This window comes from Candidatus Hydrogenedentota bacterium (assembly GCA_018005585.1).
Classification (GTDB): Bacteria; Hydrogenedentota; Hydrogenedentia; order Hydrogenedentales; family JAGMZX01; genus JAGMZX01.
Genome location: JAGMZX010000019.1, coordinates 15,278 through 38,085 on the forward strand (window position 1 = coordinate 15,278; position 22,808 = coordinate 38,085).

Below are 22,808 nucleotides of genomic sequence, written 5' to 3' on the forward strand. Positions count from 1 at the left end.
TCCCAGACCACCCTGGCCCGGTCGCAGCCGAGGCGGTCAAGGAAACGCCGCACATGCCCGGCAGTTCCCACGTAGCAGGCGTGCTCGTTCTCGATGCCGAGGATGACATCCTTCTCCTCGAGAATGTCCGGCACGGGCCTGTAGGCGCGCAGCATGCTGTCCCAAGGCGTGTCGGGGCCGCGCCGCCAGAAGACGAACCCGCGCACGATGCCGCAGTCGAGTTCGCGGGCAATGTCGGAGCAGCGGCGCAGGATATCCATGTGCCGCCGCACCTCCTTGGGCTCGGTGAGTTCGCATTTGCCGAAGGGCGACGCTACGCTGCAAACGCGCATGCCATGGTCATCGACGATACGCTTTATCTCGGCGACCTGAGCATCCGACAGTTCCTGCACGGGCGTGTTCCAGACGCCGCGGATTTCCGCGCCGGTGACTCCGTATTCGCCACAGACCAGGCACGCATGCGCCAAGTCCTGGGAAATCTCGTCGGTGAACGCGCCGAGTTGAAACATACGCGCCTCTCCTTCGCGCCGCCCTGCTCCCACAGGGATACCGGTGAGCGTAGAGACATCGCGCGCCGGATTCAAGCGGGGAGGCCGACTGTAATGGCGGGCGTTACCAGTTGTCAGGCAACGCGACGACATACCAGGCAATCTGCCTCTTGCTTTCCCGAATTTCGTAATCGACGATGAGCCGTTCGCGCGCGTTCAACGCGACACTGGCCGGATAGCCCCCATCCAGGATTGGGCTGCCGTCCGCGTTGTGATGAAAGCACGGCGCGCGGCGCGCGAGGTCCCACTCCAGAAACGCGGGATCGGTGGTGCGGACGGCCGACACCGAGACCATGCGCCGGTCGCAGTAGATCAGTGTGGGAGTTCCTTGGTGCACAGCGACCTGGGCCGGGGACGGGTGCCGGTCGCTTCTGACGTTCGTGCGGCGCGGCGGAGACCACGTGCGCCCGCTGTCGTCACTCAGAGACACCCAGAATGCGCCGTCGGTCTGAGGATGGCTGTTGCGGAACACGCCCACGAGCCGTCCCGGCGCGTATTCGAGCGCGTCCCACTCGTCGCCCACGAATCCGTCCGCGTCGGGCACGCGCACGGTCCGCCATGTTGCGCCGCCGTCTTCCGACAGACCCGCGAGCGCGCCGTTTCCCGGCGCGACGTAATACGGCAGCAGGTACGACCCGTCCCGCAGCATTTTCACGGAGGCGCGCGTCCTGGTGTTGGGCTTGTCGAGCGGCTGCGGCGGCGACCATGTCGCGCCGCCGTCCGGGGACCGCGTCGTCATCGCCTGCGATTCGTCCGCGGCCGTATACGTGTTGTACGCGACGAGCAGGCCGCCGTCCGGCAGCACCGTAATCGCTGCGTTGCGGTCGTCAATTTCCGGTGCGTCCGCCACGACACCCGGCTCAGACCACGTCTTCCCGCCGTCCGTGCTGCGGCAAATCAGGACGCGGCCCGTGGCGGCATACATATGTTGTGTGCCTTCGCGGAACACGCAATACAACGCACCCGCCGCATCGCGGTCGATCCACGGCCAGCCGGGGTATTCCCCTTCATACACCGTTCCGCTTGCGCGCGGCGTGTCGCCGGTGGCGCCGGGTTCCGCGCCTGACGCAACGCTTGCTGCAAGCACGCCGGCCGCCGAGTTCCTAAGAAATTCGCGTCGTGAAACCATGTGTCCGCTCCGCTCCCGTGGTTCAGTCCGCGCCCTGGACCGCGAACGTCTGTTCGAGCCAGCCGTCGCCGTCGCGCACGCGCACGCGCAGGGTGTGCTCGCCCGGCGGGATGACGCCGTCCGAGGCGTACTCTTCCGTACCCGCCAGATACGGCGGCCCGTCCACCTGCGTCACAAGTTGACCGTCGACATACGCTTCCAGCGGCCCCAGCGGCGCGCCTTCCACCCAGATACGGATGCGCTCCCAGCCGTGATAGGCAGGGCCGGGGTCCGAGGGCCGCGACAGGTGGATGCCTTTGCTGCATCGGGGACGCAGCCGCGCGTCCTCGTCCCAGAACGCATTGATTGCGCTGCTGCTCGACAGCATCCGCAGGCAACGGCGGTCTTCCGGACGTCCCAGGATGCGCCCATCGGCCTGGTAGATGTAAAGGCCCTGCGCACCCTGTTCGTAGAGGCGCGCGGCGCGCCACAGGAACGGCCCGGGCACGTCGACTCCCCAGGAAAGGCCGTCGATACACGGCAGCAACGTGCAGGAAGTCCCCTGCACCGCCCCGAAATAGGGCGCCATGTCGATGTGATGATGCCGCCCTTGAATGTTGCTCGGGCACAGATAGTCGACCCAGCCTTCCCGTGCCCACGCGGGGTAGTCAAACAATTCCGCGCGGCGGACGCCCGTGCCCGGAAACCGCACGAGGATTGGGATATGCGCGTTGCGCGCCGCGCCGGATTCGTCCGCCAGCGCGCGCAAATCGCGCAAGAACGTGTTGCAGGTTTCCACGGTGTCGACCGTCTCCGGGTAGCGGCAGAAATCGAGTGACAGGCCGGCGGCGCCGATCTCGAGCGCCTCAAGGTAGAGACTGAGCGCATAATCGCGCACTTCGGGTACCTCGAAGCGCAACACTGACCCGCGCATCCATTCGGGATGAGTCTTCGAGAAGCCGCCCTGCAACGGGGAGCCTGGATAGCAGTTGCTCGCGCCGAAATTCGCATGCGCGCGCAGCCCGAACTCGCGCGTGTACCGGAGCGTCGCATCAAGCGTGTTCGTATACTGCTGCATCCGGCCCACGTTGTCCGTATGGGGCCGCGGGTCGCCCTCGACCGGGTCGCCGATCGTCGCGTAGATCAACTGGTCCGTCTTGCGGGTCTCGAAGACCGACTTCATGCCGAACCGCCCGAGTTGCGTATCCACGATGGCGATACGTGCTTCCGCGAAGGCGGAGAGCGGCTCGCGGTGCTGGAGCGTTTCCTGCACGTCGTCGTAGAAGGCCCACGAATAGGGCTCCCAGTAGCCCGCGATCAGCTTGTCGGTCTCGCCGCCGTACCGCGCATCGAGCGCCTGCGCCTGCGTATCCGAAAGCGGCACCAGCTTCACGTAGTCGATGTGCGCGGGCGCATTGCCTGTGTACGTGTACGGCGGTTTGAGCACGAGATGCTGCCGGTCCATGCGCGCCCAGCGCCAGAACACTTCCTCGCGCGCATGGCGTGAACTTAAGGCGTCGGTCCGTTCGTCGCCCGTCAGGCGCAGGCGGATGCCGCCCTGCGCCGGGCTCGTGCACGCGAATATCGCGTACCAGCCGCGCACGTCCAACGGATACGTCAGTTGCCGGAGCGGCTGGCCGGGCGCGGCGGCGCCGGAGAGGTCGTTGCCGAGGGTTGCCCCCGGCGCTTCCGTGCGAACGCTCCAGCCGGATTCCCCGGTCAGTGCGTCCGCCTGCATGACCTTCGACCAATCCTCGACACAGACCACGTCCGTGTTGTCCGCCTGCACCCGCGCGCGCGCCTCGCTCAGCACGGTTCCATCCGGTGCGCGCAGTTCGATGCGGAAATCGGCGTCCACGAAACCACCGGTCTGCGCTTCGGGATAGGGCTGAAACACGACGGTCCGTTCCAGGCCCGCCGCGCGCCGTTCCACTACCCGCCCCCTTTCCATCCCGGCGCGCCAATCGTCTTCGCGCAGCAGCAACACGCCGGTCTCTGAGAGCAGCGGCAGCACCCGCGCGGGCTGCCACTGTTGTTGGCCCGCGGGCGCCCAACTGCAGTGCGCCTCGATGACGTCGGGCGCATCCGCCGGAACCTGATAGCTAATGTGTACCCAGCGCGTGACCGGGTCGGGCGCTACAGCGGTGATATCGCCTTGCGCGGTCCCGGCCGCGAGCACGGCAAGCACCGCGAGCAGAGATGAGCCAGTAATTGCGCCTGTTCTGTTCATGACCCGGTTCCTCCCGCACGTTCCACGTGCTCAGACAGGCATTCTAGTGTATCGCGCGGAACGTTTGGAATCTCTCATGAACAGCGAAACATGTCTCACCCCCGCGTCACTTGCGCGATGCATTCCGCGGCGCCTGTGTCCTGCCGCGCGCGCCGCAGGCGCGACACGCCCGCGTACGCGGTGGCCAGGGCAAGCGCCGCGAGTCCCGCCGCATTCGTGGCGGGAGTCTGCTCGCCCACCTCCACCCGCGCCGCGAAGGTCCGGGTAGACTTTGCGCCGTCGTCATACACGCACGTATAGACGCCGCTGTCTGCGACTTCCAGCGCCATGACATGCAACGTGCTCGTACCCGTGCCGCTGACGCGGCCGTCATCGCTCAAGGGCGCGCCATCCTTGCGCCAGTCGAATGCGCTCCCGAACGCCACCGGACACGGAATGCTCAGACACAGGTCGTCGCCGGTTTCGTAAAAGCCGCCCCGGGGCTGTCCACAACCGTCCGGATTGTCCGCGCACGCAAGATCGACCAGATACGCCTCGCCGAGGTACGCGCCCTCGACCATGGCAATCAGCGTCTGTTCCGCAGGATTGAACACGACCGTGTAGAAACTCCGGCTGCCCGTCGGGTCAAGCAGCGCGGCCACGTTGCCCGAACCGGGCTCAACGAATTGGATGCCGCCCGGCAGCAGATAGCCTTCCGAACCGCCGACCACGAGCAAGCCTTGGGCGGTGATGCCGCTCACGCCGCCCGTGTAGTACAGGCCCGGCTGGCCTATGAGCGCGCCGTCCGTTTCCCAGTCGAGCGTGGCGCCGCTTTCGTGCGCCTGGACCAGCGCGTCCACGGCAAAGGCCCGCAGCTCCCGCGTGTTGCCGTCCATCGCATAGACGACGCCGCGCGCGGAGTCTACCGTCACCGCGCTCGAATAGGAGAACGGCGGCTTGTCCACGACAAGTTCCTTAGTACGCCAATAACGCGCGGCCTTGCGAACCACGACACTCACGTCGCGTTTCGCGTTCGTCAGGTCCACAATGGCCAGTTCGCTGCCCGTGAAATCCAGTTTCCCGGCGTCCACCAGCACCAGCGTATCGGTAAGGAACGTGCCTGTGAAATGCAGCCGGTTCGCGGCAATGCTTGCGGGCGTGAAATCCTGCGGCTGCGATGCATCGAAGCGGTAGAGATTGCCGTTGAAACCGCCGCCCAGTATCACCGTGTGGCCGTCAGACGCGACGGCGGCGAATCCGGGGTCTCCGGCATAGCCTTCCGCAACGGGTTGAAAAATCCCCGAGCCCGTGGCGGTCTCGATTTGCACGGTATCGCCGTTCCACGCAAGGTAGCGTCCGTCGCCGAGGGCCGCGCCCGCCACGACATAGGAACCCGGCGCGGGCGTCGGGAAGGCGGACAGCGGCGTAACGGTCGCCGCCAAGGCGCCGCCACAGACCGGGGCGAGCACGCACACAAGAAACAGCAGAGACCTGGCGTGAGAAGAAGAAGAGCGCATCGACATGGGTTTTCCCCCTTCCAATGTTGCGGGCGCACGGGCACCCAGACACGGTTGATGGGGAAAAGAAGGCAGGAAGGACCGAACCCTTTTCCTGCGGCAACTTTTCCGCGAGTTGCTGCAAGAACGTAGCGGGTCTCGGGCAGGTTTTCTGGCTCCCGGATCATCCTACTCGCCGCGCCTTCCCATCCTTTCGGACAGTGGCCATGCCGTGGCTTTCGTACCCGGTTACAGCAGCGCGTCTGCGACGGACTTGCACCGTGCTTCCCTGCGCGCGAATCCCGGCGCCGCAACATGCGGCTTTCTACGTTCAAGACGAGTATAGGGGAGTCCCCGTGATCAGTCAACTCAAACGATTGCAGCCAAGCGAGCGCAGCCTTCCCGAGGCGTAGGCATAGCCGATGGGAACTCGTGTCAAGGACGGGATACCCGTGCCTGCAGCGAATTGACAGGCCGCCGCGCCGGTGTCTAGGATGACGTGTGCGTGGGCAGTGGCAGCGGGAAAACATTCAGCCATGACGGAAGCAATCTATGACGTGGCGGTTATCGGCGCGGGATGCGTGGGTGCCGGAATTGCGCGCCGTCTTTCGGCGTATGATGTGCGCGTCGTGTTGCTGGAGAAATGTTGCGACGTGGGCTTCGGCGTTTCGAAGGCGAATTCGGGGATTATCCACGCCGGTTTTCATCATCCGGTCACCTCATTGAAGGCCCAGCTCGAGATCCGCGGCAACCTGATGTTCGACCAGTTGCACCACGAATTGAATTTCCCGTTCAAGCGCGTCGGCATCATTGTGGCCGCGTTCTCCTACGAGCAGATGAAGGCGGTGGAACAATTGTACGAGCAGGGCGTGCGTAACGGCGTGCCCCTGATCGAAGTCTGCGGCCGGGACCGGCTGCTCATGCTCGAACCCAAGCTGAATCCGGACGTTGCCGGAGGCCTTTACGCCCCTACAGGCGGCATTATCGAGCCGTATCGCTACGTGTTCGCGCTGGTCGAAAACGCGCTGAAGAACGGCGTCGCGCTGCGCACGGAATTCCGTGTTGTCCAGGCGTCGCGCCGGAAGGGCGTATACGAAGTCCGTTCCGCGCAAGGAGACAGAGTCCGCGCGCGTCATGTGGTAAACGCGGCGGGCCTGTACGCCGACGAGGTGTCGCGCGCGCTCGGCGCGGAGGAGTTCACGATTGTCCCGCGCAAGGGCGAGGAATTCCTGCTGGAACGGAATGCGGGCGGCTTTCCGAACCATGTCGTGTTTCCGGCGCCGGGCCGCCACACGAAGGGCATGCTGGTCATCCCCACGGTCGAGGGCACGATGATGATCGGCCCGACGGCGGACGAGGTCGAGGACAAGGAGGACTTTGAGACCACGGCGGATAACCTGGAGAAAGTCTTTGCGTCCGCGATGTACATGATCCAGGGCATCTCGCGGCGCGAGATTATCACCTCGTTCGCGGGTTTGCGGCCCGTGCTCGAGGGCAACGATTTCTACATTGACATTTCCGCCAAGGCGCCGCACGTGACCCAGGCGGCGGGCATTCAGTCGCCGGGATTGACGGCTTCGCCGGCGATTGCCGAGTACGTGAAGGACCTCTTGAAGCAGGACGGTTTGAAACTGACCGAGAAGACGCATTTCGACCCGTTTCTCCAATCCAGGCCGAAAGTGCGCGAATTGACGCCGGAAGTGCTGGCGGACCTGGTCCGCGAAGACCCGCGTTACGGGCATATCGTGTGCCGGTGCGAGTCCGTTTCGGAAGCGGAGGTAGTCGAGGCCATCCGCAAGGGCCATACGACGCTCGACGGCATCAAGTTCTACACGCGGGCGGGCATGGGCCGGTGCCAGGGCGGGTTCTGCTCGTACCGGATACTGAAAATACTTGCGCGTGAAACGGGCATGCCCATTGAGGCGATTACCAAGCGCGGCGACGCGAGCCGGATCGTGCTGGGGCGTATCGGCGCGCGCGGCTGAGGAAACAGACGTGGAAGAACGCAATTACGACGGCGTGGTGATTGGCGCGGGCGCGGCGGGCATGGCCGCGGCGCTGCGCATTGCGGCGTCGGATTTCCGCGTGGCCCTGATCGACCGGGAGAACCATCTCGGCGGCATTCTGCTCCAGTGCATTCACAACGGCTTCGGGCTCCACCGGTTCAATGAGGAATTGACGGGACCCGAGTTTGCGGAGCGGTTTTCCGGGCAACTCGGGCAGACCGGCGGCATTGACGTGCTGCTCAACACGACCGTGCTCGAAATGCAGGCCGAGGGAGATTCGAAGAGCCTGCTGGTGTGCGGGCCGGATTGCGGCGTGCTGAAGTTGCGCGCGCGGTCCATCGTGCTCGCGATGGGATGCCGCGAGCGCAACCGCGGCAATCTGGGCATTCCGGGCACGCGCCCGGCGGGCGTCTTCACCGCGGGGCTCGCCCAGCGGCTTGTCAATATCGAGGGCTATATCCCGGGCAAGCGCGTGGTCATCGTGGGCTCGGGCGACATCGGGCTGATCATGGCGCGGCGGATGACGTGGGTAGGCGCGCAAGTGCTGGCCGTGGTCGAGATTCTGCCGCATCCGTCCGGCATCACGCGCAACATCGTGCAATGCCTGAACGATTTCAACATCCCGCTGTATCTCAGTCACATCGTTTCGCGCATCATCGGGCGCGACCGCGTCGAGGCGGTCGAGGTTACGCCGCTCGAAGGGGGCCGGCCCAACCCGGAGAAGACGTTCCGGATAGACTGCGATACGATCCTGCTGTCGGTCGGCCTCATCCCCGAGAATGAGCTGTCCAAGGCGGCGGGGGTCGAACTGGACCCGGACACGGGCGGGCCGCGCGTGGACGCGCGGCTGATGACAAGCAGGGCCGGCGTGTTCGCCTGCGGGAATGTCTTGCACGTGCATGACTTGGTCGACTGGGCTTCGGCGGAGGCGACGCGCTGCGGCGATTATGTTGTCGAATACCTGCGCGGCGGCGTGCCCGCGCGCCCGCAGGGGCGCGTGGTGCCGGGCGCCAACGTGAAGTATGTCGTGCCGCACCGCTATCTGCCGGACGCGGAGAACGAATTCTCGTTGCGCGCGCTCATCGTCAAGGATATCGGAACGATCAGCGTCAAACGGGATGGCAAGCTGGTCAAGCGGCGCACGCTCCGCCATATCCGGCCGGCGGAGATGATCCACATCAAGGTGCGGCCGGGCGACGTGCCGGCCGGGGAGGGCGGCGAGCCCGAACCGATCGAAATAGCGATAGAGTAGGGAGCAGCGCATGGAAAAGGAGATCATTTGCCTGGGCTGCCCAAACGGGTGCCACCTGTGCGTCACGCAGCGGGACCGCAACGATATCGAGGTGCTCGGCAACCAATGCGACAAGGGCATCGTCTATGGCCGGGAAGAATTCCTCGAACCGAAACGGGTCGTAACCGCGGTCGTGCGGACCGGTTCCGATACGGTGCCCTTTGTGCCGGTAAAGACCGACAAGCCGCTCGTGATAGCGATGATTCCCAAGCTCCTTGAGGAACTCCGCCGGCAAGAGGCGCGGCTGCCCGTCCGCGCGGGCGATGTCCTCATCGATGACTTCTCAAGCACGGGCGTGCGCGTCTGCTTCACCCGCACGTCGGACGGCTGACGAGGCTCCCGGCGAAAAGGCTGTCCAGACGGGTACTGAGCAGATTACATCTGCTTGCCGCACATCTCACAGAATTGTCCGCGCAGGTTGCCTGAATACTGGCGCTGGCAGTGCGGGCAGATGGTATATGCCGGTGCAGCAGGGGGCGACAGGCTGATTGCCGAAATCGCTTTGTGCCCGTGAACGACATCCAGAACTCTCGCGATACCCAGACACATGGTGCCCACTGTCACGAAATACAGGCCCACCCCGAGGGCGGCCAGGAGTTCGCCGCCGGTGACTTCCCCTCTGGACGAAAACATCCCCGCTTCGCCAAAAGAGGCGAGGAGGTAGAGAAAGGCAATCACGCCGGCGAGTATCCCAATGACACCCAGAACGTACAGTGTGCCCGACAGGGGCGTAGGTCCGGAGGCTTCGTACATGGGCGCGCCCCCGGAACGGTCGTCAACACCTAGAAAACGTTCACTGTCGCTACTCATCGTCTTGTTCTCCCTCGTAGACCGCGGCTGAAAACGGAATGCACGCCTTTGGAAACACTCAAGAGGCATTCGCGGAGCGTTTGCGGTACGACCGCAGCAATGTTGCGAAGAAGATGACCAACCCGAGGGCGAAAACGACGCCCACGACCACGTGGGCAATATTGATGAGACCCCACATGCGGGCTCTGTCATCCATGGTATCAGCAGTATTAGCAAACCGGTACAGAAAGAGGCTTATGGCCGTCCAGCAACCTTGCAGGCTGCTGGTTATCAGGGCGATCCAGGTGCTGGCCTTGAGCATGTTCATTTTGGCTGACTCCAAGATTAGGCCGGGCTCTTAATAAAGAGAACGTCGGCCGTTTTTCACCCTATTCAGCACTTGCGCTTTTCCCTGGAGCCTTGGACCTGCTCATCAATATGAAGACCAGGCCCAGGACGAATGCCGCGCAACCTCCGCCGAGGAAGAGGTAGGCCTCCTGCTTCGAGGACTGGACATCCACGGGCATCTGTTCTCCCGTTATCTGTTCGGCAACGCTGACAAGCTGGTCCACCACGGTCGGTTGGAGTCTTTGATACCCCAGGACAAGGCATGCGGCGCCCGCTACGACCAAAACACAACCCGCAAGCACGAATTCCACTCGAACCATAGTTGACCTCCTTTTGACGTCAGCTTTGGAGCCGACGCCGTCATTGAATGTTGAGGTAGTCGCCGCGAATCCACCCGACGGTTCCGTCCGCGGTGCGCACGTTGTACCAATTGTCGTTGGGTCCGGACAGAATGTGCACCGTTGCGCCAAGCCGCAGTTGCGTCATCACGTCGTGGGAGGTGGACGGTCCCGTGCGCACGTTGACCTTGTCGCCCGTAAGCACGGCGGTGCGAGGCGCCGCAGCCCCCCGTTTCAGTTCTACACGCCCGCTATCCTCTTCTTCGTCAGACCATGTTCCGGACAAGGTGTTCCCGTAGCCTCTGATTTCGAGCCTCAGAGTATCGAGGGCGTGATTCTTGCCGGGTTGGACGGGGGTCACGGATTTTCCCACCAGCACCAGGGTCGCGTCCTCAATCGTGCCCTCGAACAGCTCCGTCACGGACCAACCCTGCGCCTTGCCCTCCGCCGTCAAGCGGTCTTCCGCCGTCATACGAATGATGAGGTCGAAATTGCGGTAGGAACCACTGACATCTTGCCATGTGCCGCTCCAACTCCCCACAAGCTTCCGCGCCTGGTCCGGAGCACAGAGCGTGACAACACCGAGGTCCGTAGTTTCGCCGGGCTTGACCGCGACCAACCTTGAATAGGACAGCACCGTGCCTTTCTGGCGCACCTCGATACGCGTCTCGCGCGCGGGCAGGTCTTCGAGCACCAGCGGCGTGCGCCCTTTCTGTTCGCCGTCTACGTACACTTCGGCATCGGTGGGAGAGGAATCGAGCTTCACGGCTCCGATGAAGGAGATGGTCCCGGCATCCGCGACCGCACCGGACGCCACCGTGACCGTCTTCTCGAAGGGCACGCAACCATCTGCCACCACGCGGAGGCGGCGTTCGCCCACGTCCACATTGTTCAGCGCCAAGGGGGTGACTCCAGCCTCTTTGCCGTCGACGGTGACCTTGGCGCCTTCCGGATTCGAGGTTACGTGCAGCGCGCCCAGATTGGCGAGACTCACGCGACCAAGGTCCGTTGTCGTCCCCGGTTCGATAATCACGCGCCGCGCATATATGCCGATGTTTTCCGCGCGCACCACGACCAGCGCGGACTTTGCGGGAAGACCGGGAAGTTCGAGAGGGGTGACGCCGCGCGGCTCGTTGTCGATGAGCACTTCCGCGCCGGGCGGCTCCGAGTCTATCTTGAGCCCGCCCTTGAATGAGATCGTCCCCAAATCGAGTATTTGGTCCGGTGCTGGCGATGCCTCCGCCGTGAATGGCGTGCAACCTTCGGCAGTCACTTCAATGGTTGCCGGGATTGCGATCAACTGTTCCACCAGGCACGGCGTGGCGCCGGTGCGGACTTGGAAGGGATTGCGCACCGTGACGGCGGCGCCGGCAGGATCGGAATCCACGCGGAGACTTGCATAAATTGGCGTCATCTCGAAGGTGTACGCGTCCACCCCGCGCCCAAAGGTGACCCACACGGTCTGGTCCATTGCGTGAAAACCCTCTTTTTCGACGCGAATCCTGTACCGGCCGAAACGGAGGAGGGGGGTCTGCAAGTGCGCCGAGACGGACTCCGCAACCTGTCTGTCTCCCCGGGTGACAGTGACCTTCAGGGTTTCTGTCTTGAGGCGTTCCAGTGCGCTTGAGAGTGTTGTCGCGCCCGGCACGGTTTCGAGAGGCACGGCTACGCGGATATCAAGCATGGCCTGACCATAATGCAGGAATGCGAGTACGGCGCCGGCGCAGGCGGCCACTGCGATTGCCGCGGCGCTTGCCCGGAGCCACCTGCCGCGTTCCCGGCGGAGGGCTTCCTGAAGCGCTTTGAGCAGGCCGGCGTGTTCCGGCACGAGCACGAGACCGTCGCGGAGGACGGCTTTCGCGAGTCTGAAACGCCGCTTTGCGAGGAGGGGGCTTGCCTTTTCCAGAAAGGCGCTCGCCGTGCGTTCGCGCAGGTTGCCGCTTGGCGAATGGGGAAGCGCGGCGGCGTAACATCGTAGCGCCGTGTCGATGTCGCCGCCGGCGCGTTGGGCTTCCGCCACTGTTTCATAGCACCATGCGGCCACCAAAGCGTGGCGGCCGGCGAGTTTCGTGTTGGCGTCCAGCAACCGTTCCAGGTCCGGCCAGCGCGTGGCGGGAGGGGCGCCGGCGCGGATTCGCGCTGCGTTGAGGTAAAGGCGGGCAAGGACGTTTTCGTCCGCATCGATGGCTTCCTTATCGGCCAAAGCGCGCTCGAAACATTGCGCGATGCCGGCCCACGGTCCGTCGCCGTGTTGCAGCGCCGCATGATAGCGCGCAATGCCGCAATGGAGATTGGCGGCGCCATTTTCGGGAGCGAGACGCAGCGCGGCGGCGCATGCGCGTTCCTGTTCCTGTGAAAGGTGTTCCTGCGAACAACGCCTTCCCAGCCGGAGCCACTGCGCAACATCGTCGCAGGGAATGTCAAGGAGGTTCCGGATAATCTGTTCGGCCTCGTCGCGACGGCCCAGCTTGTCGAGTAACGCCAGCCGCTGCCAGAGCACTTCGGCATTGCCGGGCTGCAGCCTGGTCAGACGGGCCAGGGCATCGGCCGCCTCCGCTTCCCGTTTTCCCTGCAACAAGACGGTAATCAGCTGCTCCAAGGCATCCAGATTGCCCGGTTCGCTTTCAACGAGCAGAAGCCAATGGGTTGCGGCGTGGTCCCAGTCGCCGCCGGCTGCGTAGACCCCGGCCAGTTTGCGGCGGATGACGCTTTCGTCAGGGTTCAGGTCAATCGTCCCGCGTAGTTGGCTTATCGCCTCATCACGGTCTGAAATGGACAGCAGGAAGTCGACATACTCCAGCAGCAGGACGGTATTCCGCGGCTCTTGAGCGATGCGCCTCTCCAGCGTTTCCCGCCGCGCCATCGCGTGTGGCGTTGATGCCTTCTCATCGACAAGCCGTGCGCCGCACTGACGGCAGAAATTGCTCTCCGGTTGATAAGCGATTTTGCATCCGGGGCAGATCTTCACGCCGGTTCCCCTCCCAACGCGTTGCTCCTCAGTAATCCGCGCCAGTTTACGGTGCGTCAACCGCATGTTCAAGCAAGAATTCAGTGCCCGCCTGCGAAGTGACCGGGCGGAGAAAAGGGGGACCGCAACCGCGATTCGTCATGTGTCCCGGAGGCATGGTTAGAGAATGCCGAGCACGATTTCACGAAGGACGATGACGGCAATGAACAGGACGAGGGGCGAGAAGTCGATTTGCGCGTTTCCCGCCTGAAAGGCGCGCAAGCGGTCGCGGATAGGCTTCAAGAAGGGCTCGTAGAAGGGGTCGATACCGCGGCGGATGGCGTAGGCAACCGGGTGCTGCGCCCAGGAGGCCACCGCCAACGCGATGAGCCCCAGGAGATATACGTCACATACCCAGGAAATAATACGGTGAATCATGAATGCCTCAGTCCTGCATGGTGTCGCGCTGGTTTCCGTGTTTGCGGCACGGGCGCGCGCCCAGGGACCGCTACCGCAGTTCTTTTACCTTCAGATTGCGGAATTCGATCCGGAATCCCTCACCCTCGACTCCCACAAGACCCGACGGCGCGGCGCAGTCCTTCACTTCGCAGGTGACGGCTCCGTTGACCCACAGGGTCAATACGTTGCCGCGCGCGGTAATCTCGAGCGTATTCCATTCGCCCGCGTGCTTCACGCGTCCCTCCGTCACCTCCTCCGCGGTGGTGAAGAACCGCGGTGTCCCGTCCGGGTTGGGCGTTTCGCCGAAGAGATAGCCGCCGCTGGCATCGCCGATCTGAGCCTGATGCCAAATCGCCCCGTCTTTCGAATTGCGCACATATGCGCCGCTGTTGTATCCGGCGGTTCCCTCTACCTTGATATAACGGAACTCAACGTGAAATATGGCGTCGCCGAATTCGCGGTCGCACAGCAGCATGTCATGCCCGCCGTCGCCGTCACAGACCAGTATTGTGCCGGATTCCTCGACGTGCCATTGCTGCCTGCCGAGTTCGCCGCCGGGCGGAACCGGCACGCGCGACCAGCCTTTCAAATCCGCGGACGGCATGATGTCGAGCCAGCCTGCGGCATCCGTCTCCAGCGCACTCGGCACAGGTTCGGCGGCAGTCACGGTTTGCATCGCCGCGAGGGCCAGCACGAGGCGCACAAGACAGCGGTGACCGCGGCCCCGGATTGAAGTGATACTTGAAATAAGCATGCCTCACGGTAACCGGGCGGACGCCGTAAAATCAAACCGCGCTTCCTGCCTGACTGTGTTCTCGCATTCGGCGTATAATGCCCTCGTGCGTGCGCAAGAAGGCGGAGGCCCACCGGATGCTCTCGATTCTCGCTTCAGGTTTGCTGGTTTTCGCGGCCTTGGCCGCGGCTCAGGACGTCGCGCCGCCCGCGCAGGACGTGATTCGGTTGAAGCCCGGCCAGCGGCAGCTCTTTCTCGATGACAGGACTATCGAGGAAGTTCATCAATTGGTCCGGGTCATGCACCGGCCTGAGAAACGCGGCGCGGTCGTGCGGCCGGACATCCCGAGCGACGGCACATTGATGCAGACGCGTTGCGAGCCCGTCTGGGTCCCCGAGGACGGGGACTTCAAGCTGATCTACTACGCGTATGGCGGCGGCGCGTTGGGTACGGGCATGGCGATGGCTGTGTCGAAGGACGGGTTGCACTGGACCAAGCCGCGGCTGGGCCTAGTCGAGGTGCGGGGAACGACGGATAACAATTGGATAGCGATAGATTCAAGCGTAACCGCGCCGAACCGGGCTATCGACGGTGTGGTCTACGACCCGGACGACCCCGATCCATACCGGCGATTCAAGGCGCTGCTGGGCGCGATCAACCGGAGGCCCGCGATAAGCCCGGATTGCATCCATTGGGCCTTGACGGGCTCCGAGGAAATTCCTTCGAGCGACGAGTCCCATTTCCTGTATGACAGCGACCGGAGGCAATTCCACGCGATCGTCAAAACGAGCAACGCGTATGGCCGGGCATTTGCCATCGCGAGCAGCACCGGCTTCGAGCACTGGACGCCGAACCGGCCCCTGTTTGGCGCGGACGCCGTTGACCAGGAAATGGCGCCGGCCATCATCCGCCGCCGTATCGCCGACCCGCACATGCTGGGCCCTCTGTTTGTCGAGCCGGAACCGGGTACGGATGCGCCGCGGCCAGACGACGGCCCGCGCCAGCCGGTCTGGCGCGCCGAGGTGTACAACATCGCCGTGTTTCCCTATGAAGGCCTGTACATCGGCCTGCCGAGCATGTATTACCCCACTGGCACCTGCCTGCCGGAACGGAACAACACGGACGGGTTCCACGTGATCCAGCTGGCCATGAGCCGCGACCTCGAAAACTGGTCGCGGCTGGGAGAGCGCCAGCCCTTCATCGAGCCGTCCGGCATCGAGCATGGCCGCGTTGGCGTGTATGACCGCACGCAAATCCTTGCGGCCGGCCGGCCCATTGTTCGCGAGGACGAACTCTGGTTCTATTACAGCGGCCTCAAATGGCGCGACCCCATTTATGAGCGCAACGCGGACGGCACGCCGCGCGATCCCGCTACGCTCACGCAGGAAGACCGTGCGGATTTGGAGGATGGCTGGGGCGCGATATGCCTGGCGGTATTGCGGCGGGACGGGTTCTTGTCTATGGACGCCGCCGGAGACGGCTACCTCCTCACCAAGCCGCTGCAAGTGACAGGAGACCGCCTGTTCTTGAATGTCTCCGCGTCCGCGGGGGGAGCGCAGGTGGAGATTATGGCGGCGGATGGGGAACCCATACCCGGCTTTACGCGCGAAGAGGCCGACCCGGTGACGGTAGACAGCGTGCGATTGCCGGTGTCCTGGCGGGGCCGCGCATCCATAGCCGCACTGGCGGGAAGGCCGGTACGTCTCATGATTCACTTGGAATCCGCGCAGTTGTATGCATTCTGGACGGAGGAGGGGACGTGAATGGGGATGGATGGCGGTGGTTTCGCTCGACCCCGGACGAATTTGAATAAGAAGACGCCGCGCTTGCGCTACACTGTCCGCGCGCGGCCGCGCCGGGATGCATAGGAGCAAAGAACGGTGAATCCAAGAGAAGTGTTACTGGTGAATCCGAATTTCATGACGCCGCCGGTGGCGCCGCTCGGGCTCGAGTACACGGCGGACGCGTTGGAACGCGCGGGGTTCGCGCCCGTCCTTCGCGACCTGACGTTTGCGGAGGACTGGCGCAAAGAACTGGGGGACGCGCTTGAAGCGTCCGCGTACGGCGCGGCGCTGGTTTCCGTGCGGAACATCGATGACGCCTTCTTCGCAAGCCGGGACTTCGTCCTCGCCCGGACGCGGGAGGTCGTGGCGTGGATCAAGGCCCGCAGCGGTACGCCCGTGATTCTGGGGGGCGTGGGTTTTTCGACGGCGCCTTGCGAAGTGCTTGTATTCACGGGCGCGGACTACGGAATTATCGGCGACGGCGAGGAGGGTGCGCCCGTGCTGTTGCGCGCGCTGAGCAGTGGGGGGGAAGTGGCGTCCGTACCAGGCATCGTGTCATGCGATAGCCGGGGCAAGGCGCGCGCTTCCGGTTTTGCGCAGGCGGACCTGGGGGCGCTGGGCGCGCCGCGCAGAGGATTCGTAGACAACCGGCGCTATTTTCGGGAAGGCGGCCAGGCGGGCATCGAGACCAAGCGCGGCTGCGGGATGTCGTGCGCGTACTGTGTGGAACCGCATGCAAAAGGCCGCGCGCTGCGCCTGCGCAGGCCCGAGCATGTAGTGGAAGAGGTCAAGGACTTGCTGGAGCAGGGGATTGACGTATTCCACCTTTGCGACAGCGAATTCAACCTGCCGCGCGGGCACGCGCTGGCGGTGTGCGAGGCGCTGCACGCGAGCGGGGTACACCACCGCATTCGCTGGTATACCTACGCCTATCCCGCGCCGTTCGACGGCGAACTGGCGCGGGTCATGGCGCAAGCGGGCTGTGTTGGCATCAATTTCGGCGTGGACCACCTGGATGCGCAGATGTTGCGGCGGCTTGGAAGACACTACACGGCGGACGACGTGCGGCGGACGCTCGAGGCCTGCCGCAATGCGGGCATTACGGTCATGTGCGACATGCTGTTCGGCGCGCCTGGCGAGACGCGCGAAACGCTCGCTCGCGCGATCGCGCTCATGCAGGGCATGGCGCCGGAACGAGTGGGCTTGTCCTGCGGTGTGCGGGTGTATCCGCGCACGCCCCTGGCGCGCATGGTGCGCGAGATGGGACCGCTGCGCGACAATCCGCACCTGCATGGCGAAACGGAGGAGAATGAGGATTTCTTGCGCCCGGTCTTTTACGTCGACGGCGGCATCGGGCTTGAGATTCATGACTATGTGGACACGCTCGTCTCGGGCGACACGCGGTTCTTGCACGCGAACCCGAACCGCAGGGAAGCGAACTACAATTACAACGACAACGCGGTGCTCGTGGAAGCGATACGGGCGGGGGAACGGGGCGCATATTGGGACATCCTGCGGCGCATCAGCCGTTAACCGTACGGACAGGAAGGAACAGTGCCATGACGACACCAGGCCCGAAGCCGGATGCAGCCGGGGCGCTGCAAACGCTGGGGGAAGGGAATCGCCGCTTCGCGGCGGGTCAAACGGCGCATCCGCGCGGCGACGCGGCCCGCCGCGCGCTCGCGGCGGCGTCGCAGCAGTCTGACTACGCCTACGCGACGGTGCTGAGTTGCAGCGATTCGCGCGTACCGGTGGAATGGGTCTTCGACGCGGGGATTATGGACCTGTTCGTGGTGCGCGTCGCGGGCAACGTGTGCAATACGGACGAGATCGGTTGCATCGAGTACGGCCTCGCGCACGTCAGGACGCCTGTGCTCGTGGTGATGGGGCACACGCAATGCGGCGCCGTTACCGCGGTCACACGCGCGCTCCAGGGACATGGGCATCCGCTGGAACGCAATATCCCGCCGCTCGTGAAGAGCATCGAACCGGCCGTGCGGCGTGCCTTGGAACAGGGCGCGGCGGAAGACGACGCGGCGCTGTTGCGCCTGGCGGTCGAAGAGAACATCTGGCAGGCTATCGAGAACCTGTTTTTGGCCAGCCCGCGCACGCGCGAACTTGCACGCGCGGGACAGGCGCGTGTCGTGGGCGCGGTCTACGAACTCGAGACCGGGCTGGTGCAGTGGCTGGATGAACGGCGCGTGCGCAGCCTGCTCGAGGCCGCTGAATGCAGCCCGGCGCGGGCCCGGGACCCGTTCGCGCGGGATTGACGGTTTCCGCGGAAATCGGGGCGAGGCGTGCCTCGCCCCTGCAATAGGCATGAATCAAGTCTTGGGATCGTTAGAAGAAGCGCTCATCGACTATCTGTTCGGTGCGCGCGAATACTTCCGCGGGCGGACCTTCGGCGGAGATATTAATCAGCAGGCCCTGATTGTCGTAGTGGGCCGCAAGCGGCGCGGTGCTGTCTTCGTAGGCCTGGAGACGCACGCGAATCGCGTCCGGCTGGTCGTCGTCGCGCTGGTACAATTCGCCGCCGCACTTGTCGCAGACGCCCCCGGTTTTCGGCGGGTTGAAAATAACGTGCGCAGTGGCCTTGCACGCCTTGCAGGTGCGGCGCCCGCTCAGGCGCTTCACCACTTCGTCGATATCGAGCGTATAGTTGAGCACGCCGTCGAGTTGTACGTTCAGTTCGCGCAGCATCTCTTCGAGCGCCTTGGCCTGGTCCACGGTGCGCGGGAATCCGTCCAGCAGGAAGCCATAGTCGCAGGTGAGGCAGTCAAAGCGCTCGCGGACAATCTGGACTACCGTCTCGTCGGAAACGAGCTTGCCCTGCTTCATGCGCTCCACGGCCTGGCGCATCGTTTCAGTCATGGCTTCGGGGCTCGTGTTCTTTGCCGCGCGGAACACGTCGCCGGTGGACAGCTGACAACAGCCATATTTCTTGGTGAGGTATTCCGCTTGGGTGCCCTTGCCCACGCCGGGCGCGCCGAGCAGGACCATGTGCAGCGCGCGCCTTGGTGGCGCGTCGGTCCGGTTGCAGCACGCGTCTTTCCCATGCAGCCATTTCGCACGTTCGCCTTGTACTACCACTGTTCCTCTCCCGTAAGGTTGTCTTGAAAACTGGCTCCCTGACGCGAGAACCGTTCCGCTTTTTCCTCCCGGGGCGGTCTCCGCACGAGGTCGTGAAGGACCCGCTGCGCCCCGCCTTTCTCACTGTCGCAAGCGGACGGAGTATAGCACAGCCATTGGAGGTACGGAAACGTGCGCACGGCCGCGTTCAGATGCTATGTTCCTATCTTTACGCTGGGCGATGACCGATTCGGAAATCGCGGAAGCTACGTTGTGGGAGGGGTATGATATGCGTTTGGCCATGGCCTGCATCCTGCTGCCTGTCTGGATGGTTCCGGCGGGTGCGTCCGGCTGGTGGGACTCTGCGTGGTCTTGGCGGCAGCGGGTTTCCATCGATGCGTCCATCCTCGCGCATGACCTGGAGCAATTCCCGGTCAGCCTGTTTCTGGAGAATCCTGAGTTGGTGGCGCATGCCGCGAAAGCGGACGGCTCGGACGTGCGCGCAGTCTCCCAGGATGGCCATGTGCTGCCGCTCGAGATCGTCCGGTGGCAGCCCGAAATGGCGGAATTGCACGTGCGCGTACCGCGTATCGTGGCGGGGCAGGCGGGTCAGTACGTGGATTTGTATTGCGGGAATCCCGCGGCGGAGCGCGAGCCGTCCGTTGTTTTCGCCGGGGCGGGCTACCGCGCGGTCCTGCATCTGGCCGGGGACACGCAGGATGCGTGTGCGGGCGCGCCCACGGTCGTGCCCGAAGGCAATATCGCGTTGGGCGAGGCGGCGCGGTTCCCGGGCGACGCCCCCGCCTTCTTGCGAATGGACCCGCAACTGCTGGAAGGTGTCGGCGGAACCATCGCGCTTGGTGTGCGTTTCCGCATGCAATCCGGCCCGGCGCTGCAAACCTTGGTTTCCGGAGTGAAACAGGAGAACGGCGAGGACTGGTTCAATTTCGGGCTGAAAGAGCCCGCAACCGTCCACACAAACGCGACAAGCCGGAAACAACAGGCGCCGGAACTGAATCCCGTGGGTATCCGCCCGGACGAGTGGCACGGCGCCGTGGTGTGTTATGACGCGCGTGACCGCACGCGGACCATCTGCATTGATGGCGTGGTTCTGCAATCCGACAGCGCCTTGCCGGGGCCGCTGGAAGTGAATGAAGTGCGGATTGGCCGCGGCGTGCTGCATTTCGAGCCGTGGCAATTTCACGGCGACATGGACGAGTTCCGGTTCAGCGCCGAGGCGCGCTCCCGCGATTGGCTCCGCGCGGAAGCCGCCTGTCTGGGCGGAAAAGGCGATTTCGCCGTCGTGGGCCCCTGCCTGCGGCCAGGCGAGCCCGCGCCGCCCCCTGGAGCATTCGATTTGCTTGCGCCGGACGATGGCGGCGAATGGCGCAAGCGTGGGCCGGTGGAGTTGCACTGGCGCCCGTCGCCCGGCGCGGAACGCTACACGGTGCTGCTTCATCATACGCTTACGGACGAGCAGCCCGTGTCCAGTTTTGACGCGGCAGCCGCAACGCGGTTCGCCCTGGACGCCGCCCCGTTGTCGGGCCAGACGGTGTACTGGACCGTGCGCGCGGAGAATGCCTCCGGCAATCAAGGCGCCGCGGCGCGCCGTAGGCTCACATTCTACAATTGGAGTACTTCCGTGTCTGAAATGCCCAAAAACGCCGTTGCCCCGGTGTTGCAGCCTGCGGAAGGCGCACTATTTGACTTGGAGGGCTACCTGCGAGGGCGGATCGACCGCGTGATTCAGCGATTCTTCAGGGACGTGCCGGAGTCGAGTCCCGCGATCTTGCAGGTATTGCGTGACCGGGACCGCACGCCTGTGCGCGAACCGCTGGTTCCGTGGGCGGGCGAGTTCGCGGGAAAATACCTTACCGCCGCGCAATTGACCTGGCGGCTAACGCATGACGAGGGACTGAAGGAGACCATCGATGCGTTCGTGCGCGACCTGATCGCATGCCAGCAGCCGTCCGGCTACCTCGGACCATTCCCGGAGGCGTCCCGGCTGACCGGCGGCAACTGGGACGTCTGGGGCCATTATCACTGCATGCTCGGGCTGATGCTTTACTATGAAGATACCGGTTTCGAAGCTGCGCTCGACACGTGCCGAAAAGCCGCGGACCTCCTCTTCGAGACTTTTGGCCGCGGAGGGCCGACGCTGACCTGCGACGGCTCCGGCGGCGAGATGAACATGGCCGTCTGTCATGCGCTCGTGCTGCTGTACAAGAAGACCGGCGTCGCGCGCTATCTCGACCTCGCGAAGTACATCGTGCACGAAGCGTGGAACGAGGAAGGCGCGGGACACTATCTCGAATGCGCGCTGGCCGGGAAACCGGTCGTCGAGATGCCGCGCCACCGCTGGGAATCCATCCACGACTGGCAGGCGCTTGCGGAACTCTACTGGCTCACCGGCGACGAGCAATACAGGAACGCATTCATGCACCTCTGGCGCGACGGCCTGCGCGGTGACCGGCACAACACCGGCGGCGTCACCTCGGGCGAGGGCTTCCAGGGAACGCCGTATCACGACGGCGCCATCGAAACCTGTTGCACCGTGGCGTGGATTGCGTTTTCGATTGACATGCTGCGCATGACCGGCGATTCGCGCGTCGCGGACGAAATCGAGTGGAGCACGCTCAACAGCGCGCTCGGCGCAATCCCGTACAGTGGCCGCGTGTGCGCCTACAACGTGCCCATGGACGGCACGCGCACGTTCGGCGTTGAACTGCCCTGGCAATCGCCCAAGGGAGGGCCCGACCTGAACTGTTGCAGCGTCAACGCGAATCGTCCCCTTGGCATGATTGCCCAGTGGGCGCTGATGCAGGACGCGGACGGGTTGCTGCTCAATTTCTACGGGCCTGGGCGCTATGAAGCCGGACTTCCAGGCGGAAACAAGGTCACGCTGCGGCAGGTCACGGAATACCCCGTCAATCCCGCGGTGCGCATCGAGATAACGACTGCCAATGCCGAGGAATTCAGCCTGAGACTGCGCATTCCATCGTGGTCGGGGAAGACCGCCGCGAGCATCAATGGCGAGGCTATTCCCGCGCCGTGTCCGGGCAGTTATCTTCGTCTCCGGCGCGAGTGGCATACAGGCGACATTGTCGAAATCTCGTTCGACTTCACGCCGCGCTTCTGGACAGGCGCGGAATCGCGCGCGGGCAAAGTGTCGCTCTATCGCGGGCCGCTGCTGCTCGCCTACGACGCGCGGTATAACACGCTCGAACCGAATGCGCTGCCGGCGCTCGACTGGCAGGCCGTGGCTATTGAACCTGCGGCTTGGCGCGAACCCATTGAGCCGTGGTTCCTCGCGACCGTCCGCGACGCGGCAGGCAATGCGTACGCCGTGTGCGACCTCTCGAGCGCGGGGCAGACCGGCAACCATTACCGCTCCTGGCTGCCCGCGAAGGACACTGCGTCGTTTGGCGCGGCGGGGCATGTCGGCGAACCGCGCGTGGAACTGCTGTCCCTGGCGAGAATCTGGGATGCAGCCCCCCACAACGCGTTCACGGACCTGACCCGCTTTCAGGACAAGTGGTACTGCTCGTTTCGCGAATCCGAAGGGCACGTCGGCGGCGATGGCAAGACGCGCATACTCGTCTCGGCAGACGGTGAGACCTGGCGGAGCGCCACGCTGCTCGAAGAAGCCGGCATCGACCTGCGCGACCCGAAACTCTGCGTCA

The 22,808-nt window shown here is 64.2% G+C and carries 18 protein-coding genes and 1 riboswitch; of the genes, 7 read left to right on the plus strand and 11 right to left on the minus strand.

The genetic code is table 11. The annotated features are described in order from the left end of the window. The 4 genes from KA184_05095 to KA184_05110 all read right to left on the minus strand — a co-directional run. A partial coding sequence (locus tag KA184_05095; GenBank protein MBP8128936.1) for a sugar phosphate isomerase/epimerase occupies nucleotides 1-509 on the minus strand: 509 nt, incomplete at its 3' end. 103 nt (nucleotides 510-612) lie between these two features. Beyond that, a complete protein-coding gene (locus tag KA184_05100; GenBank protein ID MBP8128937.1) occupies nucleotides 613-1,635 on the minus strand; it encodes an exo-alpha-sialidase in 1,023 nt (340 codons plus the stop codon). Nucleotides 1,636-1,699: 64 nt separating this feature from the next. Continuing rightward, the gene (locus tag KA184_05105) at nucleotides 1,700-3,886 is read right to left on the minus strand and encodes a hypothetical protein (GenBank protein MBP8128938.1); all 2,187 of its coding nucleotides are present in this window, start codon (nucleotides 3,884-3,886) and stop codon (nucleotides 1,700-1,702) included. 95 nt (nucleotides 3,887-3,981) lie between these two features. Next, entirely contained in the window at nucleotides 3,982-5,388 is a 1,407-nt protein-coding gene (locus tag KA184_05110) for a hypothetical protein (protein ID MBP8128939.1), read from the minus strand. A 117-nt stretch (nucleotides 5,389-5,505) separates the two neighbouring features. Then, a riboswitch (cobalamin riboswitch) is annotated at nucleotides 5,506-5,695 on the minus strand. Between the two features lie 202 nt (nucleotides 5,696-5,897). Here KA184_05110 and KA184_05115 point away from each other — a divergent pair. Genes KA184_05115 through KA184_05125 form a run of 3 tightly spaced genes read left to right on the plus strand, consistent with a single transcriptional unit; the run spans nucleotide 5,898 to nucleotide 8,989 of the window. Beyond that, the gene (locus KA184_05115) at nucleotides 5,898-7,346 is read left to right on the plus strand and encodes an NAD(P)/FAD-dependent oxidoreductase (protein ID MBP8128940.1); all 1,449 of its coding nucleotides are present in this window, start codon (nucleotides 5,898-5,900) and stop codon (nucleotides 7,344-7,346) included. Between the two features lie 10 nt (nucleotides 7,347-7,356). Next, entirely contained in the window at nucleotides 7,357-8,619 is a 1,263-nt protein-coding gene (locus KA184_05120; protein ID MBP8128941.1) for an FAD-dependent oxidoreductase, read from the plus strand. A gap of 10 nt (nucleotides 8,620-8,629) precedes the next feature. Then, entirely contained in the window at nucleotides 8,630-8,989 is a 360-nt protein-coding gene (locus KA184_05125) for a DUF1667 domain-containing protein (protein MBP8128942.1), read from the plus strand. 44 nt (nucleotides 8,990-9,033) lie between these two features. On the opposite strand, the gene KA184_05130 is transcribed toward KA184_05125, so the two are convergent. The 6 genes from KA184_05130 to KA184_05155 form a co-directional block, all read right to left on the minus strand. Beyond that, entirely contained in the window at nucleotides 9,034-9,468 is a 435-nt protein-coding gene (locus tag KA184_05130; protein MBP8128943.1) for a hypothetical protein, read from the minus strand. Nucleotides 9,469-9,526: 58 nt separating this feature from the next. Beyond that, nucleotides 9,527-9,775, minus strand: coding sequence for a hypothetical protein (locus KA184_05135; GenBank protein MBP8128944.1), 249 nt, complete (start codon nucleotides 9,773-9,775; stop codon nucleotides 9,527-9,529). Nucleotides 9,776-9,836: 61 nt separating this feature from the next. After that, nucleotides 9,837-10,115, minus strand: a complete 279-nt coding sequence (locus KA184_05140; protein ID MBP8128945.1) for a hypothetical protein — start codon at nucleotides 10,113-10,115, stop codon at nucleotides 9,837-9,839. Nucleotides 10,116-10,155: 40 nt separating this feature from the next. Then, nucleotides 10,156-13,101: a PEGA domain-containing protein gene (locus tag KA184_05145; protein MBP8128946.1), complete on the minus strand. Its 2,946-nt coding sequence runs from the start codon at nucleotides 13,099-13,101 to the stop codon at nucleotides 10,156-10,158. 159 nt (nucleotides 13,102-13,260) lie between these two features. Next, nucleotides 13,261-13,518, minus strand: a complete 258-nt coding sequence (locus KA184_05150; protein MBP8128947.1) for a YggT family protein — start codon at nucleotides 13,516-13,518, stop codon at nucleotides 13,261-13,263. Nucleotides 13,519-13,588: 70 nt separating this feature from the next. Continuing rightward, a complete protein-coding gene (locus tag KA184_05155; protein ID MBP8128948.1) occupies nucleotides 13,589-14,293 on the minus strand; it encodes a DUF1080 domain-containing protein in 705 nt (234 codons plus the stop codon). 116 nt (nucleotides 14,294-14,409) lie between these two features. Here KA184_05155 and KA184_05160 point away from each other — a divergent pair, with 116 nt between their 5' ends. From KA184_05160 to KA184_05170, 3 genes are all read left to right on the plus strand, one after another. Beyond that, nucleotides 14,410-16,035 carry a hypothetical protein gene (locus KA184_05160; protein MBP8128949.1) on the plus strand — a complete coding sequence of 542 codons (1,626 nt, stop codon included), beginning with the start codon at nucleotides 14,410-14,412 and terminating at the stop codon, nucleotides 16,033-16,035. Nucleotides 16,036-16,152: 117 nt separating this feature from the next. Next, nucleotides 16,153-17,589: a radical SAM protein gene (locus tag KA184_05165; protein ID MBP8128950.1), complete on the plus strand. Its 1,437-nt coding sequence runs from the start codon at nucleotides 16,153-16,155 to the stop codon at nucleotides 17,587-17,589. Between the two features lie 26 nt (nucleotides 17,590-17,615). Beyond that, nucleotides 17,616-18,326 carry a carbonic anhydrase gene (locus KA184_05170; protein MBP8128951.1) on the plus strand — a complete coding sequence of 237 codons (711 nt, stop codon included), beginning with the start codon at nucleotides 17,616-17,618 and terminating at the stop codon, nucleotides 18,324-18,326. Between the two features lie 70 nt (nucleotides 18,327-18,396). On the opposite strand, the gene KA184_05175 is transcribed toward KA184_05170, so the two are convergent. Further along, nucleotides 18,397-19,062: an adenylate kinase gene (locus tag KA184_05175; GenBank protein MBP8128952.1), complete on the minus strand. Its 666-nt coding sequence runs from the start codon at nucleotides 19,060-19,062 to the stop codon at nucleotides 18,397-18,399. 352 nt (nucleotides 19,063-19,414) lie between these two features. Between KA184_05175 and KA184_05180 the strand changes: the two genes are divergently transcribed. After that, the coding region (locus KA184_05180; GenBank protein MBP8128953.1) for a glycoside hydrolase family 127 protein at nucleotides 19,415-22,808 on the plus strand (3,394 nt) is incomplete at its 3' end.

Excerpts from the sequence above, each read along its gene's own strand:
- KA184_05105 (MBP8128938.1), bottom strand. The coding sequence starts at position 3,886 with ATGAACAGAACAGGCGCAATTACTGGCTCATCTCTGCTCGCGGTGCTT.
- KA184_05110 (MBP8128939.1), bottom strand. The coding sequence starts at position 5,388 with ATGTCGATGCGCTCTTCTTCTTCTCACGCCAGGTCTCTGCTGTTTCTT.
- KA184_05115 (MBP8128940.1), top strand. The coding sequence starts at position 5,898 with ATGACGGAAGCAATCTATGACGTGGCGGTTATCGGCGCGGGATGCGTG.
- KA184_05125 (MBP8128942.1), top strand. The coding sequence starts at position 8,630 with ATGGAAAAGGAGATCATTTGCCTGGGCTGCCCAAACGGGTGCCACCTG.
- KA184_05130 (MBP8128943.1), bottom strand. The coding sequence starts at position 9,468 with ATGAGTAGCGACAGTGAACGTTTTCTAGGTGTTGACGACCGTTCCGGG.
- KA184_05135 (MBP8128944.1), bottom strand. The coding sequence starts at position 9,775 with ATGAACATGCTCAAGGCCAGCACCTGGATCGCCCTGATAACCAGCAGC.
- KA184_05140 (MBP8128945.1), bottom strand. The coding sequence starts at position 10,115 with ATGGTTCGAGTGGAATTCGTGCTTGCGGGTTGTGTTTTGGTCGTAGCG.
- KA184_05150 (MBP8128947.1), bottom strand. The coding sequence starts at position 13,518 with ATGATTCACCGTATTATTTCCTGGGTATGTGACGTATATCTCCTGGGG.
- KA184_05155 (MBP8128948.1), bottom strand. The coding sequence starts at position 14,293 with ATGCTTATTTCAAGTATCACTTCAATCCGGGGCCGCGGTCACCGCTGT.
- KA184_05160 (MBP8128949.1), top strand. The coding sequence starts at position 14,410 with ATGCTCTCGATTCTCGCTTCAGGTTTGCTGGTTTTCGCGGCCTTGGCC.
- KA184_05170 (MBP8128951.1), top strand. The coding sequence starts at position 17,616 with ATGACGACACCAGGCCCGAAGCCGGATGCAGCCGGGGCGCTGCAAACG.